The sequence below is a fragment of the Streptomyces sp. SID10853 genome (assembly GCF_010548145.1).
GTDB lineage: Bacteria > Actinomycetota > Actinomycetes > Streptomycetales > Streptomycetaceae > Streptomyces.
Genome location: NZ_JAAGLN010000171.1, coordinates 1 through 15,131, shown reverse-complemented (window position 1 = coordinate 15,131; position 15,131 = coordinate 1). Strand labels below are relative to the sequence as shown.

At 70.8% G+C, this 15,131-nt stretch carries 13 protein-coding genes; 5 read left to right on the top strand and 8 right to left on the bottom strand.

Annotated elements, in window-relative coordinates:
* The 3 genes from G3I19_RS26065 to G3I19_RS26055 form a co-directional block, all read right to left on the bottom strand.
* Nucleotides 1-1,221 (bottom strand): rhamnulokinase family protein (locus G3I19_RS26065; RefSeq protein WP_164266149.1); only part of this gene is annotated, 1,221 nt, incomplete at its 3' end.
* 202 nt (nt 1,222-1,423) lie between these two features.
* A complete protein-coding gene (locus G3I19_RS26060; protein ID WP_275402779.1) occupies nt 1,424-3,580 on the bottom strand; it encodes a bifunctional aldolase/short-chain dehydrogenase in 2,157 nt (718 codons plus the stop codon).
* A gap of 163 nt (nt 3,581-3,743) precedes the next feature.
* Complete coding sequence (locus G3I19_RS26055; protein ID WP_164266147.1) at nt 3,744-4,628, bottom strand: LysR family transcriptional regulator; 885 nt, start codon at nt 4,626-4,628, stop codon at nt 3,744-3,746.
* Between the two features lie 94 nt (nt 4,629-4,722).
* On the opposite strand from G3I19_RS26055, the gene G3I19_RS26050 reads away from it, so the two are divergent.
* From G3I19_RS26050 to G3I19_RS26035, 4 genes are all read left to right on the top strand, one after another.
* Nucleotides 4,723-5,928, top strand: coding sequence for a thiolase family protein (locus tag G3I19_RS26050; RefSeq protein WP_164266146.1), 1,206 nt, complete (start codon nt 4,723-4,725; stop codon nt 5,926-5,928).
* Nucleotides 5,925-6,593 (top strand): 3-oxoacid CoA-transferase subunit A, encoded by a 669-nt coding sequence (locus G3I19_RS26045; protein ID WP_164266145.1) that lies wholly within the window; start codon nt 5,925-5,927, stop codon nt 6,591-6,593. Before G3I19_RS26050 ends, G3I19_RS26045 begins: the two co-directional genes overlap by 4 nt.
* On the top strand, nt 6,590-7,255 hold the full coding sequence (locus G3I19_RS26040; RefSeq protein ID WP_164266144.1) for a 3-oxoacid CoA-transferase subunit B: 666 nt from the start codon (nt 6,590-6,592) through the stop codon (nt 7,253-7,255). Before G3I19_RS26045 ends, G3I19_RS26040 begins: the two co-directional genes overlap by 4 nt.
* A gap of 83 nt (nt 7,256-7,338) precedes the next feature.
* A complete protein-coding gene (locus G3I19_RS26035; RefSeq protein ID WP_164266143.1) occupies nt 7,339-8,793 on the top strand; it encodes an amidase in 1,455 nt (484 codons plus the stop codon).
* A gap of 86 nt (nt 8,794-8,879) precedes the next feature.
* Here the strand turns inward: G3I19_RS26035 and G3I19_RS26030 are convergent, their stop codons facing one another.
* On the bottom strand, nt 8,880-9,596 hold the full coding sequence (locus G3I19_RS26030) for an SDR family oxidoreductase (protein ID WP_164266142.1): 717 nt from the start codon (nt 9,594-9,596) through the stop codon (nt 8,880-8,882).
* Between the two features lie 197 nt (nt 9,597-9,793).
* On the opposite strand from G3I19_RS26030, the gene G3I19_RS26025 reads away from it, so the two are divergent.
* Nucleotides 9,794-10,711, top strand: a complete 918-nt coding sequence (locus tag G3I19_RS26025) for a LysR family transcriptional regulator (protein WP_164266141.1) — start codon at nt 9,794-9,796, stop codon at nt 10,709-10,711.
* Nucleotides 10,712-10,732: 21 nt separating this feature from the next.
* Here G3I19_RS26025 and G3I19_RS26020 read toward each other — a convergent pair whose 3' ends face one another.
* From G3I19_RS26020 to G3I19_RS26005, 4 genes are all read right to left on the bottom strand, one after another.
* The gene (locus tag G3I19_RS26020; RefSeq protein ID WP_164266140.1) at nt 10,733-11,566 is read right to left on the bottom strand and encodes an aldo/keto reductase; all 834 of its coding nucleotides are present in this window, start codon (nt 11,564-11,566) and stop codon (nt 10,733-10,735) included.
* A 122-nt stretch (nt 11,567-11,688) separates the two neighbouring features.
* On the bottom strand, nt 11,689-12,918 hold the full coding sequence (locus G3I19_RS26015; RefSeq protein ID WP_164266139.1) for an MFS transporter: 1,230 nt from the start codon (nt 12,916-12,918) through the stop codon (nt 11,689-11,691).
* A gap of 62 nt (nt 12,919-12,980) precedes the next feature.
* The gene (locus G3I19_RS26010) at nt 12,981-14,294 is read right to left on the bottom strand and encodes an MFS transporter (protein ID WP_343235213.1); all 1,314 of its coding nucleotides are present in this window, start codon (nt 14,292-14,294) and stop codon (nt 12,981-12,983) included.
* A 249-nt stretch (nt 14,295-14,543) separates the two neighbouring features.
* Nucleotides 14,544-15,131: carboxyl transferase domain-containing protein (locus tag G3I19_RS26005; RefSeq protein WP_275402778.1), on the bottom strand; the 588-nt coding region annotated here is incomplete at its 5' end.

Below are 15,131 nucleotides of genomic sequence, written 5' to 3'. Positions count from 1 at the left end.
CTCGGCCGGCCCCGCCACCACCGGCAGGCCGCAGGCGTCGGCGGTCAGCTGGCACAGCAGGGCGTTGCGGGCTCCGCCTCCGACGATGTGCACGGTGTCGACCGGGTGGCCGGCGAGCCGTACGGCGGCGTCGATCGTGCGGCGGTGCGCGAGTGCGAGCGAGTCGAGGATGCAGCGCACGGTCTCGGCGTGGGTGCGCGGGCCGGGCTGCCCGGTGGCCCGGCAGGCGGCCGTGATCCGCTCGGGCATCCGGCCGGGTGCGAGGAACGCGACGTCCCCCGCGTCGACGACCGATCTCAGCGGCGGGGCGTCGCCCGCGTCCCTGAGCAGCGGGGCCAGCTGCGGACTGCCCCAGGCGCGCAGGCACTCCTGGAGCAGCCACAGACCCATGATGTTGCGCAGATAGCGGACCGTGCCGTCGATGCCGAGTTCATTGGTGAAGTTGGCGGCGCGGCTCGCCTCGCTCAGGACGGGTGCGTCCAGCTCCAGGCCGGCGAGCGACCAGGTGCCGGTGCAGATGTACGCGAAGCGCCCGGCCGTGGCGGGCACCGCGGCCACGGCGGACGCGGTGTCGTGCGAGCCGACCGCGGTCACCGGAACCGGCCCGGTCAGACCGGTCTCCTCCAGGACGTGCGGCAGCAGCTCCCCCGCCGGGTCGCCGGGCCTGCGCAGTGGGGCGAACATCCCGAGGTCGATGCCGAGCCGCTCGGCGACGCCGTACGCCCAGTCACCGGTACGCGGGTCGATGAGCTGTGTGGTGGAGGCGTTGGTGAGTTCGGTGCCGGGCCTGCCGGTCAGCCAGTACGTCAGCAGGTCGGGGACGAGCAACACCCGCTCGGCCGATGCCAGTTGACGGCTCCCCTGGGCGGCCACGAGCTGGTAGAGCGTATTGAAGGGGGCGTGCTGCAGCCCGGTCGCCGCGTACAGCTCCGCGGCCGGCACCGTCCGCCACACCTGCTCCGCGACGCCGTCCGTACGGCTGTCGCGGTAGTGCACCGGGTTGCCGAGCAGTGCGCCGTCCGCGTCGAGCAGGCCGTAGTCGACCGCCCAGCTGTCGATGCCGACGGACGTGACCTGCCCCGCGGCCCGCAGCCCGTCGAGCACCCCCGCGTACAGGGACAGCACGTCCCAGTGCAGGGTGTCACCGGTCCGTACGGGGCGGTTGGGGAAGCGGTGGGCCTCGGTCAGGTCCAGTACGTCCGGCCCCGCCCTGACGGTCATGACGCGCCCGCTGGAGGCGCCGAGGTCGACGGCGGCGAAGGTCAGGGAGTCGGTGGGTGGCACGGGGGGTCCTCGCGGGCGGGATGGTCGGGGGGGGGCGGCGGGCGCGGCGTGGCGGGCGCGCGGTGCGGTGGTGCGGCGTCTTGTTGTGCGGCGTGGTGCGGTTGCCGTGCGCGTCCGCCGTGGCAGGGGCGGGCCGCGTTCAGCGCAGGAAGGCCGCCGCGACGCCCGCGTCCACCGGGATGTGCAGCCCGGTGGTGTGCGTCAGATCCCCGCCCGTGAGCGCGAACACCGCGTTCGCCACATGCCCGGGGAGCACCTCACGCTTGAGGAGGGTGCGCTGGGCGTAGAACTCGCCGAGCTTCTCCTCCTCGATCCCGTACGTCGCCGCGCGCTGCGCGCCCCAGCCGCCGGCGAAGATCCCCGAGCCGCGTACGACGCCGTCCGGGTTCACACCGTTCACCCGGATCCCGTGCTCGCCCAGTTCCGCCGCGAGCAGCCGTACCTGGTGGGCCTGGTCGGCCTTCGTCGCCGAGTACGCGATGTTGTTCGGGCCTGCGAACACCGCGTTCTTGGAGGTGATGTAGACGATGTCGCCGCCGAGGGACTGCGCCGTCATCACCCGGGCCGCCTCACGTGAGACGAGGAACGAGCCGCGCGCCATGATGTCGTGCTGGATGTCCCAGTCGCGCGCCGTCGTCTCCAGCAGGGGCTTGGAGATGGAGATGCCCGCGTTGTTGACCACCAGGTCGACGCCGCCGAACGCCAGCGTCGCGGCCCTGAAGGCGTCGGCGATCTGCTCCTCGGACGTCACGTCGACGGTCACCGCCACGGCCTTGTCGGGGCCGCCCAGTTCATCGGCCACGGCAGCGGCGCTGTCACCGTTCAGATCCGCGACCACCACACAGGCGCCCTCCGCCACCAGCCGGTGCGCCACGGCCTTGCCGATCCCGCTGCCCGCGCCCGTCACCAGGGCCACCCGGGTCGCGAGCGGCTTGGGCTCCGGCATCCGCCGGAGCTTCGCCTCTTCCAGCTCCCAGTACTCGATGCGGAACTTCTCGGACTCCTCGATCGGCGCATACGTCGAAACGGCCTCGGCTCCGCGCATCACATTGATCGCGTTGACGTAGAACTCGCCCGCCACCCGCGCGGTCTGCTTGTCCTTGCCGAAGGAGAACATGCCGATACCGGGGACGAGCACGATCGCGGGGTCCGCGCCCCGCATGGCCGGTGAGCCGGGCTCGGCGTGCCGGGCGTAGTAGGCGGCGTACTCCTCGCGGTACGCGGCGTGCAGTTCCCTGAGCCTGGCGACCGCCTCGTCGAGCGGGGCGGACGGCGGCAGATCGAGGACCAGCGGCCTGACCTTCGTACGGAGGAAGTGGTCGGGGCAGGAGGTGCCGAGGGCCGCGAGCCTCGGGTGCTCCGCGCCCGCGAGGAAGTCGAGGACGGTCTCGGAGTCGTCGAAGTGGCCCACCTGCGGCCGGTCCTGGGAGGCGAGCCCCCTGATCACCGGGGCGAGCTGGGCTGCCCGCTCCCTGCGCCGGCCGGCGGGCGGGGCCTCGTAGCCCTCCACCACGGGTCCGAACGGCTCCGCCCTGCCGTGCTCGGCCAGGAACGTCTCCGCCGTGCGGATGATGTGCAGTGCGTTCCGCTCGCACTCCTGCGAGGTGGCACCCCACGCGGTGATGCCGTGACCGCCCAGGACACAGCCGATCGCCTGCGGGTTGGCCTCCTTGACGGCCGCGATGTCGAGCCCGAGCTGGAAACCGGGCCTCCGCCACGGCACCCACACCACACGCGCGCCGAAACACTCGGCGGTCAGCTTCTCGCCGTCCGCGGCGCAGGCGAGGGCGATCCCCGAGTCGGGGTGCAGATGGTCGACGTGTGCCGCGTCCACCAGGCCGTGCATGGCGGTGTCGATGGACGGGGCCGCGCCGCCCTTGCCGTGCAGGCAGTAGTCGAAGGCGGCGACCATCTCGTCCTCGCGCCGCACGCCCGGGTACACGTCCTTGAGCGCCCGCAGCCGGTCCAGGCGGAGCACGGCGAGGCCGTCGGCGGTAAGCGTACCGAGGTCGCCGCCCGAACCCTTGACCCACATCAGCTCGACCTCACCGCCGGTCACCGGGTCGGTGCCGGGTCCCTTCGCGGAGGTGTTGCCGCCCGCGTAGTTGGTGTTGCGCGGGTCGGCGCCGAGCCGGTGCGAGCGGGCCAGCAGGTCCTGGGAAGGGGTGGTGGCGAAGGCCATGAGCACGTCCTTACGGGGTGAGGGGTGGGTACGAACGGGGTCCTGGCGCCCCGGCCCGTCTGTTTCCCTGTTGCGGGGCAGGGGTTGGAGTACGGATTGAAACGACTCAAACATGGCCTGCGCGAGAGAAGTCCGTCAAGACATTCCGCTGTAACGCGAAGGGGTTGACCGCCACTTGCGGATCCGCGACGCTTCGCCGGGATCCATTTGAATCCATTCAACCCGGTCCGCGGTGTGCGGGGCGGCGAAGGAGCCGCGTGTGGAGCGGCTCCGCCGTCTAGGCGTCCACGCACTCCTCGATGACCGAGGCCACCTGCCGCACGGAGGGCGAGTCCCGGTCGGCACGGCGGCCCAGGACGAGGTCGACGGTCTCCGTCTCGGCGAGCGGCACATAGGTGACGCCGTCGAGCCGCAGGCTCTGCACCGACTCCGGTACGAGTGCGACTCCGTGTCCGGCGGCCACGAGGACGACCAGGGTGGCGGTCTCGCCGACTTCCACCAGGGGCGAGGGCTGGAAGCCTGCCCGGGCGCAGGCCGACAGGACACGGTCGTACATGGCGGACCGCGCCTGTGCGGGGTGGATGACGAAGGGCTCACCGGCCAGCGAGGCCAGTGGGATCCGCCGGCTCGCGGCCAGCGGATGGTGGGCGGGCAGGACCGCCATCAGGGGTTCGGTGCGCAGCGGCGTGATGCTCACCCCTTCGGTGGCGGCGCCCGGGCGGAAGACCGCGAGGTCGTAGGTGCCGTCGACCAGGCCGTCCAGGAGCTGCGGCGCCAGCAGCTCACCGCGCAGGTCCAAGGTGATACCGGGCAGTCGGGCCCGGACGGTGCGGGCGACGCGCGGGAGTACGTCGTAGGTGGCGGTCCCGATGAAGCCGACGGAGACGCGGCCCGCGTGACCGGTGGCGAGCTCCGTCATATGGGCCCGGGCGCGTTCCTCCTCGGCGAGCAGCGTGCGAGCGTATCCGGTCAGCCGGCGCCCCGCCTCGGTGAGTTCCACGCGCCGGGTCGACCGGTCGAACAGGGGGATGCCCAGTTCGCGCTCCAGCTGTTTGATCTGCTGGGACAGGGCGGGCTGGGCGACGTGCAGGCGGGCCGCCGCACGCCCGAAGTGGCACTCTTCGGCGAGCGCGAGGAAGTAACGGACCTGGCGGAGTTCCATGGACATCAGTTTACAAGGACTGATAAGGCCAGCTTATAAATGGAGAACAACCAAGTCTTGGACGTGATGAAGCCCGCGGACCTACCGTGCCTGTGTGACCGACAGCTTCGTGTATGCAGCAGCAAGGACACCCTTCGGGCGGTTCTCCGGGGCCCTCGCCGGGACACGGCCGGACGACCTCGCGGCGCTGGCCGTGCGCGGCGTCCTGGCCAGGGTCCCCGCGCTCGATCCGGGCGGGATCGGCGATGTCGTCTGGGGAAACGCCAACGGCGCGGGCGAGGAGAACCGCAATGTCGGCCGGATGGCCGTTCTCCTGGCCGGTCTGCCCACCTCGGTTCCCGCCACGACCGTGAACCGGCTGTGCGGTTCCTCGCTCGACGCGGCGATGATCGCCTCGCGCACCATCGAGACGGGCGACGCGGACATCGTGCTGACCGGCGGTGTGGAGTCGATGAGCCGGGCTCCATGGGTGTTGCCGAAACCTGACCGGGCCTATCCCACCAGGGACGTGACCGCTGTCTCCACCACGCTGGGGTGGCGGCTCGTGAACGAACGGATGCCGAAGGAGTGGTCGGTCTCCCTGGGGGAGGCCAACGAGCAGCTCGCCGAGCGCTTCTCGATACCGCGGGAGCGGCAGGACGAGTTCGCCGTCCGCTCCCACGAACTGGCCGATGCTGCCTGGTCGGCCGGTTTCTACGACGACCTGGTGGTGCCGGTCACGGTGGACCGCAAGGGGAACACCCTGGCCAGGGACGAGGGCATCAGGCCCGGATCCACGGTCGCCGCACTCGCCGGGCTCAAGCCGTCGTTCCGTACCGACGGGGTGATCACGGCAGGCAATGCCTCGCCGCTGAGCGACGGCGCGTCGGCCGTGCTCCTGGGCTCGCGGGCCGCCGCGGCGCGCATCGGCGCGGACCCGCTGGCCCGTATCGCGGGGCGCGGGGTGTTCGCGCTGGATCCGCAGCTGTTCGGCTTCGCGCCGGTGGAGGCGGCGAACCTGGCCCTGAAGAGTGCCGGCATCACCTGGGCGGACCTCTCCGCGGTCGAGCTCAACGAGGCGTTCGCCGTGCAGGCACTGGCCTGTGTGGACGCCTGGAAGATCGATCCTTCGATCGTCAACACCAAGGGCGGCGCCCTCGCTCTCGGTCATCCGCTGGGCGCGTCCGGCGGCCGGCTGCTGGGGACCCTGGCCCACCGGCTGGAGGAGTCCGGCGAACGGTGGGGCCTCGCCGCCATCTGTATCGGAGTCGGCCAGGCGCTCGCCGTGGTCCTGGAGAACGTCACGGAGGCGCACCGATGACCGTACGACTGTGTGCTCACGCCGACGAGGCGGTCGCCGGGATCCAGGACGGCTCCACCGTCCTCGTCGGCGGCTTCGGGATGGCCGGTATGCCCGTGGAACTGATCGACGGGCTCATCCGGCAGGGCGCCAAGGACCTGACCGTCGTGTCCAACAACGCCGGAAACGGCGACTCCGGCCTCGCCGCGCTGCTGGCGAAGGGGCGGGTCCGCAAGGTCATCTGCTCCTTCCCCCGGCAGGCCGACTCCTACGTCTTCGACGGTCTCTACCGGGCGGGCGACATCGAGCTGGAAGTCGTACCGCAGGGCAGTCTCGCGGAGCGGATGCGGGCGGCCGGAGCCGGGATCGGGGCGTTCTTCTGCCCCACCGGAGCCGGGACCCTGCTGGCCGAGGGCAAGGAGACCCGTGTCATCGACGGCCGTACCCATGTGCTGGAGTATCCGATCAGGGGCGATGTCGCGCTGATCGGCGCCCACCGGGCCGACCGTATGGGCAATCTCGTCTACCGGAAGACCGCCCGCAACTTCGGGCCCGTCATGGCCACCGCGGCGACCACCGTGATCGCGCAGGTCCGTGAAGTGGTCGACACCGGCATGATCGACCCGGAATCCGTGGTGACGCCGAGTATCTATGTCGACCGCGTGCTGCAGGAGGCAAGCGCATGAACCCCGACCGGACCTCCGTGGACGCCGAGCGGCGTCCCCTGGGCAAGCACGACATCGCCGCGCTCATCGCCCGGGACATCCCGCAGGGCGCCTTCGTCAACCTCGGCATCGGCCAGCCGACGCTCGTCGCCGACCATCTGCCGGCCGACTCCGGTGTCGTACTCCACACCGAGAACGGCCTGCTCAACATGGGCCCCGCCGCCCAGGGCGACGCGATCGACCCCGACCTCACCAACGCCGGCAAGGTCCCCGTGACCGAGCTCCCCGGAGCGGCGTACTTCCACCACGCCGACTCCTTCGCCATGATGCGCGGCGGCCACCTGGACATCTGTGTCCTGGGAGCTTTCCAGGTATCCGCGGCGGGGGACCTCGCCAACTGGCACACCGGCGCGCCGGACGCCATCCCCGCCGTCGGCGGAGCGATGGACCTGGCGATCGGAGCCAAGAAGGTCTTCGTCATGATGACGCTGTTCACCAAGACCGGCGTGCCCAAGCTCGTATCGGGGTGCACCTACCCGCTGACCGGGCTGGCCTGTGTCGACCGTGTCTACACCGACCTCGCCGTTTTCGACATCACGCCGCGAGGTGTCACGGTGCGGGAGACGTTCGGCCCCACCGTCGACGACCTCGCGGGCCGACTGGACCTGCCGCTCCTGACCTGACCGCTGGCCGGGATCGAGGCGTCCGCCCCATTGCGCGAAACGGCATTCTGTGGCGATCCCGGGCTCCCGGTACGGTCCGGTTCATGAAGTGGAATTTCGCGACGGCCGGGCAACTCCGGGCTTCTCTGCGTGCCGGTGACGTGACCTCGGCAGAACTGACCGACGATGCGATAGCCCGTATCGAACGGGACGACAAAGCGATCAACTCGATCTGTGTGCCGGACTTCGACCGGGCACGGGCCGCCGCGCGCGGCGCCGACGAGGCCCGTGCCCGTGGTGCGGACGGGCCGCTGCTCGGCATTCCGGTGACGGTCAAGGAGTGCTACAACATCGCTGGACTGCCCACGACTTGGGGCATGCCCGCGCAGCGGGACCACCTGCCGGCCGAGGACGCGGTGCAGGTGTCGCGGCTCAAGGACGCGGGTGCTGTGGTGCTCGGGAAGACCAATGTGCCGCTTGGGCTGCAGGACATACAGAGCTTCAACGACATCTACGGAACCACCAACAACCCCTGGGACCAAGGGCGTACGTCGGGCGGGTCATCCGGCGGATCGGCGGCGGCCCTGGCGTCCGGGTTCGGCGCGCTGTCCATCGGGTCCGACCTCGCCGGTTCGTTGCGCACCCCCGCGCACTTCTGCGGTGTCTACGCACACAAGCCGACCCTCGGGCTGGTGGCGAACCGCGGCATGGTTCCGCCGGGCGCGCCCGCACTGCCGGTCAGCCTCGACCTCGCCGTCGTCGGGCCCATGGCGCGCAGCGCCCGCGACCTCACGCTCCTGCTCGATGTGATGGCCGGACCCGACCCGCTGACCTCCGGTGTGGCGTACGACGTGCGGCTGCCGCCCGCGCGTCACGAACGGCTCGGTGACTTCCGGGTACTCGTCCTCGAAGACCATCCGCTCATTCCCACCGGGGCCGAGGTACGGGCGGGTGTGAACCGGGTGGCCGACGCGCTTGTCGACGGTGGCGCCCACGTCGAACGGCACAGTCCGCTGCTGCCCGATCTGGCCGAAGCCGCCGTGCTCTACACGCAGTTGCTGTTTTCGAGCACCGTCGCGCGTTTCCCCGTCGAGGCGCTCGATCAGCTGCGGGCCCGCGCCGCCGGACTGAGCGCGGACGACCGGAGTCTCGGTGCGGCGCGGCTGCGCGGCATGGTGTTCAGCCACCGCGACTGGATGGAGGCCGACAGCCGTCGCGAGGTGCACCGCCACAGCTGGCGGCAGCTCTTCGCCGGGTTCGACGCCGTGGTGTGTCCCATCACTCCGACGCCCGCGTTCCCCCACGACCACAGCCCCGCGCTGGAGGCGCGCCGGATCGGCATCGACGGCGCCGACTACCCGTACTTCGACCAGCTCGTGTGGGCCGGGCTGCCCACCATGCCCGGTCTGCCCGCCACCGCCGTGCCGACGGGCCGTTCTCCCGAGGGCCTGCCGGTGGGTGTGCAGCTCATCGGCCCGATGTTCGAGGACCGCACCCCGCTGCGGCTGGCCGAACTGCTGGAGGACAGGATCGGCGGCTTCCAGCCACCACCGGCGTAGCGTGCGGACCGTCCGGCGAGGGTGAGGTGCGCCGCCAGGCTGCGGCCGCGGCGGCGCACCCGCAACTCCCCTTGCACGTACGGTGTTCAGACACCGACTCCCGTGCCGCCGCCCACGACGAGGTTGTCCCCGGTGATGTAGCCGGCGGCGTCCGAGGCGAGGAAGGCCACTGCTTCGGCGATGTCGGTGGGCAGGCCGACCCGTCCGAGCGGGATGCTCTCGCCCCAGGAATCCAGGGTCTCCCGTGAGATACCCAGACGGCTGTAGGCCGGGGTGTCGATGGCTCCTGGGCTGACGGCGTTGACACGGATCCGGCGCGGCGCGAGTTCCAGGGCCGCTGCCCGCATCAAGGGCAGCAGCGCGCCTTTGGCCGCCACCATGGCGGGCGCCCCGATCCCGGTGCCGGCGCCGATGGTGAGGATGACGGACGCACCGTCGTTGAGCAGCGGAAGGGCTTTCTGCAGCGTGAAGAAGGTGCCCTTGACGTTGATGTCGAAGAGGGCGTCGAAGTCCGCCTCATCCGTGGCCGCCAGCGACTTCACCCGTGAGATCCCGGCGTTGAGGAAGAGCACGTCCAGTGTGCCGAGCCGTTGCCCGGCCCGGTCGATGGCGTGGTCGATATCGGTCAGCGAGCGTGCGTCGGCGCGTACCACGGCGATCTCCGGCGGCAGGTTCTGCTCCGCTTCGGCAACGCTGTCGCGTCCGGTGACCATCACCCGGTAGCCGCGTTCGTGGAGCAGTTCGGCGGTCGCCCTGCCGATTCCGCTGGTTCCACCGGTGATCAGAGCTGCGGGTGCGGACATGCTGTTCTCCTTGGGTGCGCTGCGAGGCCGGCGCGGTCTCCCGTGTGACGGAAGTCGAACCGGTGCCTGCACGCTAGGAAGGTGCGCGGCTCCGCGTCCAAGGCCCACGCCGTAATCCGCCATACGTAAAAGGCATCACTCCAGTTCACTGCGGGGCTCAGGGTGAACCACCGGATCTTCGGGGTTACGCTCCAGGGATGCCGGACGCATCTCCCCCCGCAGACCTCGACCTTCGGCTGCTGCGGTATTTCGTCGTCCTCGCCGAGCACCGGACCTTCGCCCGGGCCGCCGAGGCACTGCATCTCACCCAGCCCTCGCTGAGCCGGCAGATCCGCCGCCTCGAACAGCAGCTGGGGGCCCGGCTGCTGGACCGTACGCCGCAGGGCAGCCGGCTCACGGAGGCGGGCGAGGTCTTCCTGCCCGGCGCCAGAACGCTGTTGCGCACCGCGGCCAGGACCGCCGCTCTCACCCGGGCAGCGGCCGAGCCCAGCCGCATCACCATCGGCTACACAGCGAACATCATCATCACCCCCGCGGTGCGCGAGCTGCGTCGCCGGCATCCGGACGCCGAGGTGAACACCGCGCACCTGCCCTGGGACGATGTGCGTCACGCGCTGCTGGACGGCCGGGTGGACGCCGTGGTCACCCGGCTGCCGCTGGAGATCGCAAAGCTGCGGGTGACGGTCCTCCACGAGGAACCGCGGGTGCTCGTGGTCCCCGTCGACCACCGTCTTGCGGGCAGGGAATCAGTCACTCTGGCTGATTTCGCCGACGAGCCCATGATCCGGGGGAGTGACCCGGCCCGGGACGCCTTCTGGCGCATCGATCCCCGGCCCGACGGCAGCCGCGCGCCCGACGGCCCCCTGGCCGAGGACCTGGAGGACAAGCTCGAACTCATCGCTTCCGGAGGGGCCGTGGCGATCGTGCCGGACACGGGCGGCCGCAGCCGCCCCTACCTCGCGGCCGTTCCCCTCCGCGATGTCGAGCCCAGCCACGTCGTCCTGGCCGTACGTGCCGCGGACCGCGGCCGCCTCGTCACGGCATTCAGTACGCTCGCCCACTCCCTCCTCAGCGCCCCGGCGGGCAGCACCCCGGCCGACGGCACCCCGCGGTGACCAGGCCCGGCCGCCCCGGCCTCAGAGGATGTCCAGCGGTTCCTTCCGCACGGGCGGAGGGAAGGCGGCGTCCAGCGTCCGGAGGTCGTCGTCGGTGAGGCGCAGGTCGAGCGCGGCCCTGTTCTCCTCGACGTGCGCGAGGGACGACGCCTTGGGGATGGCGATGACGTCCTCGTGCCGCAGCACCCAGGCCAGCGCCACCTGAGCCGGGGTCTTGCCGTGGGCGGAAGCAACGGCGCCCAGCGCCTCGTGCCCCAGCAGACGGCCCTGCTCGACCGGTGAGTACGCCATGACCGGCACGGACAGCTCCCTGCACCGGGGGAAGAGGGCGTACTCGGGGCCGCGCCGGGTGAGGTTGTAGAGGACCTGGTCCGTCTGGGGGCGCGCACCGGCGGGCAGGTCGGCCAGATCGTCGACGTCGAGGTTGCTGACACCCCAGGAGCCGATGCTGCCGTCCGCCACCAGCGACTCGAAAGCCTCGACGGTCTCGGCGAAGGGTACGCCGCCGCGCCAGTGCAGCAGATACAGGTCGATCCGGTCGGTGCCGAGGCGGCGCAGGCTCGCGCGGCAGGCGTCGACGGTGCCGCGGGCGTCGGCGTTGGACGGCAGCACCTTGCTCACCAGGAAGACCTCGTCACGGCGGCCGCGGATCGCCTCGCCGACGAGTTCTTCGGCGGCGCCGCTCCCGTACATCTCCGCCGTGTCGATCAGTGTCATGCCCAGATCGATTCCGCGCCGCAGCGCGGCGAGTTCACCGGCGCGCCGCGATCGGTCGTCCCCCATGTACCAGGTGCCCTGCCCCAGAGCGGGCACCTGGGTCCCGGAGGGCAGTGTGACGGTCCGAACCGCTGTCATGGTGTGTCTCTCCCTTGATTCACGCCGCGCCGCCCGGCACCGTACCAGGACGTACCGAGCTGCTGCCGGAGGCTTCCTGGTCCAGGGCGCGGGCCGCCACTCACCGGAGCCGAACCCCGCCGTCACCCGGTCCCGATGGGCTCCGTGGCCAGGTGGTGCAGCAGCCAGCCGCCGACCACCGCGGCGAACACCACCACACAGGCGGCGAAGACCAGACCGGCGTCGCGGAGGCCGATCGCGAGGGAGAGCGCGCCGACTCCGATCACCGGCAGTGAGATACCCAGATAGGCCACCACGAAGTAGGCCGAAGTGGTCTCGCCGCGCCGGTCCTGCGGCGCCCGGCTGCTCACCGCGGCCATCCCGGCCCGGAACGACAGCCCCTGGCCGAGCCCGGACACCACCGCGCCCACCGCCAGCAGCGGCAGCGAGGTGAAGAGCAGTGAGCAGCCGATGAACACCATGCCGACCACCAGTACGAAACATCCCACCGGCAGCGCCCGCCCGGCGCCGACCCGGGGCATCGCCAGCTGGCCGACGGTGGAGGCCGCGAATGCCGAGAAGACGACAGCTCCGGAGACCGCGAGGTCGTGCACGCCCAGTGTCCTGGCCATGAAGCTGGGCGCGACCGATGTGAAGAGCCCGAACATGGAGAAGCCCGCGAACGCCGCCAGCGCGGCGGGCACGAACACCCGGCGTACCTCCTGGGGTACGTGCGGGAGCCGGGGCCGCAGCGCCGGGCGCGGCTGCCGGCGCGGGACGGTCTCGGGCAGCGGGAGCGTCAGCGAGACCGCCACCACGAGCAGCCCCAGATGGACGAGGTACGGCAGCCTCAGCGGCCAGGGTGCGTAGGCGGCCAGGAGCCCGGCCAACAGCGGGCCGCACCCCAGGCCGCCCATGTTCGCCGCGGTCGCCGCGAAGCCGGCCCGGCCGCGCCGGTCCTCCGGCGCCAGTTCCATCACGAAGACGGTGGCGGTGCCGGTGAACAGTCCGGCGGACAGCCCGGACAGCACCCGGCCGGTGAACAGCAGCGGCAGCCCGCCCTCCAGGACGAAGCACAGCCCGCTCGCCGCCGAGAGCCCGAGCGCCGCCAGGAGCACCGGGCGGCGGCCGAGCAGATCGGAGAAGTTGCTCGCCAGGACGAGCACCGCGATGACGCCGGCCGCGTACGTCGCGTAGATGACTGTCACCATCAGCGACGAGAAACCGATGTGCTCCTGATACAGCCCGTACAGCGGGGTGGGGAGCGTGGTCCCGGCCATGCCGACCGCGAAGGTGAACGCGGCCGCCTTGTACTGCCAGGGCCGCCCCTGCTCCGGAATCTTCTGCTCCGGATTCTTCGATCCTCTGCACATAGCGGACACCGTAACGAGCGGCGCGGCGCTGTGCGGGCAGGCAGGCAGGCAGGCAGGCAGGCTCAGTCCAGGGTCATTCCGGACGTCTCGGGTGCCCAGGCGAAGGAGACCACCGCGCCGAGCACCAGGAACACACTGAGGATGGTCATGGACGGCGAGAAGCCGAGATGGTCGATGCTCATCGGCAGCAGGAAGGTGCCCGCGGCCGAGCCTATCCGGCTGAGTCCGTTGAGCAGTCCGACACCGGAACTGCGCAGCCCCGTCGAGAAGAGCTCCGGGGGATAGACCTGGTCGAGATTGGACGAGGCCGACATCATGAAGGTGAAGACCAGGAAGAGAACGAAGAGCAGAAGCTTCGGCGCTCCGGGCCAGACACCCATGGGGCCCAGCGCGACGGCCATCACGACGAAGGACCCGATCACGAATCCGCGGCGCGAGAACCGTGCGACGAACCAGAGTCCCGCGATGCTGCCGAGCAACAGGAATACGTTCAGCAGCCCGTCACCGAGGAATCCGCCCTTGAGGCCGAACTTGGCCATGACGATGGGCAGGAACGTGTAGATGGCGAAGTACGGAATGACCTGGCAGTTGTAATAGAGGACACCGAAGGCGGTCTTGCGCCACTGCTCGGCGCTGAACAGTCCGCGGTAGGAGGCCGGCGGCGCCTTCTCGGTGCCGGGCTCGGCCGCGATGGAGGCGAAGTCCACATGCCGGCCGATGTACTTCTCCACGACGGCGCGGGCCTCTTCGACCCGCCCCTTGCTGATCAGCCAGCGGGGCGACTCCGGGGTGCCGATCCGCATCAGCAGGACCACCAGAGCGGGGAGCGCGCTGCTCGCCAGCAGCCACCGCCAGGCGTCGCCGCCCTGGTCGATGAGGTAGTTGCCGAAGAAGAAGGAGCAGATGTACCCGATCGTCCACATGGCGGTGAGCGAGGCCAGCAGAAAGCCGCGGTGGCGCCGGGGACAGAATTCGGCGACGAGTGTCGGGCCGATGGCGTAGTCGGCTCCGATGCCGATACCGATGAGGAGCCGCAGGACGAAGAGTTCCGCGGGCCCGCCTGCCCAGAACTGCGCGACCGACGCCAGGGTGATCAGGACGAAGTTCAGCATGTAGAGCTGCTGGCGCCCGATGCGGTCCGCCAGCCAGCCGAGGGTGATACTGCCGAGGAAGATCCCGATGAGCGCCGATGCCCCGAGCAGCCCCTCCCAGGCGGAACCGAATCCCATCTGCGGCTTGATGAGCGTCAACGCGATCCCGATGACGCCCAGTTGATAACCGTCGGAGAAGTTGGCACCGAAGGTGAGCGCGGTGATCTTGATGTGGAATCTATTGAGGGGCGCGTCGTCGAAGGGGACGAGTCCCGGATCCGCCACCGGAACTGGAGCTAGCTTGTTTTCGGGCATCGTCCCACTCAGGTCCCATCCTCGTGGAAGTTGTCTTTCCCGGCGCCCGCCCACGTGCGGTCAGGCCCAGGACGGCAGACGGCGAACGCCCGCTGCGCGCCCCTGTCCACGCCATGAATAGCAAGTTTCAAGTAGGCTCACGGATGAATGGAAACGTGTCAAGGGGTGCGCGGCGATTGGCGCGTACGAGGTGAGCAAGGGGCGCGTGCGGCCCCGCGTTCAGGGCTTCCGGCCGAGGCTCACCACCCCGCGTACGATGCCCAGCTCCACCAGATCGTGGGGGCGCAGACGCAGCTGGTCGGCGGTTTCCGCGATGCGGTCCGGATGCCGTTTGAGGATGGCGGCGGCGGCCTCCGGCGCGATGACCGAGAAGTAACTCTCGGGTGTGGCCCAGGTGTTGCCCGGCGCGGCCAGCGCGAGTGCGCCGCCGGAGCCGCCCTCGCCGATGAGGAGCGAGGTCAGCGGTACACGGGCGGTGGCCATGGCGAGGAAGAGACCGCCGATGGCGGATCCGGCTCCTGAGCGCTCCGCTTCGGCGTCGTTGGCGGCGCCGGGTGTGTCGATGAGGGTGAGGACCGGGATACCGAGGGCGTCGGCGAGAGAGACCAGCCGGGTGGCTGTGCGGTAGCCCGCCGGGCGGGTCGCGGTGCCGCACTGCGCGGCGTAGGCGACGGTCCGGCCGCGGCGGATGCCGAATCCGCAGCGCATACCGGGGTCGGTGCCGCCGCAGCGGTCCCCGCCGATCTCCCGGACGGGGCCGTCGAAGTAGGCGGCGAGCCAGGCGCCGGCCCGCGGGCGCCCAGGTGA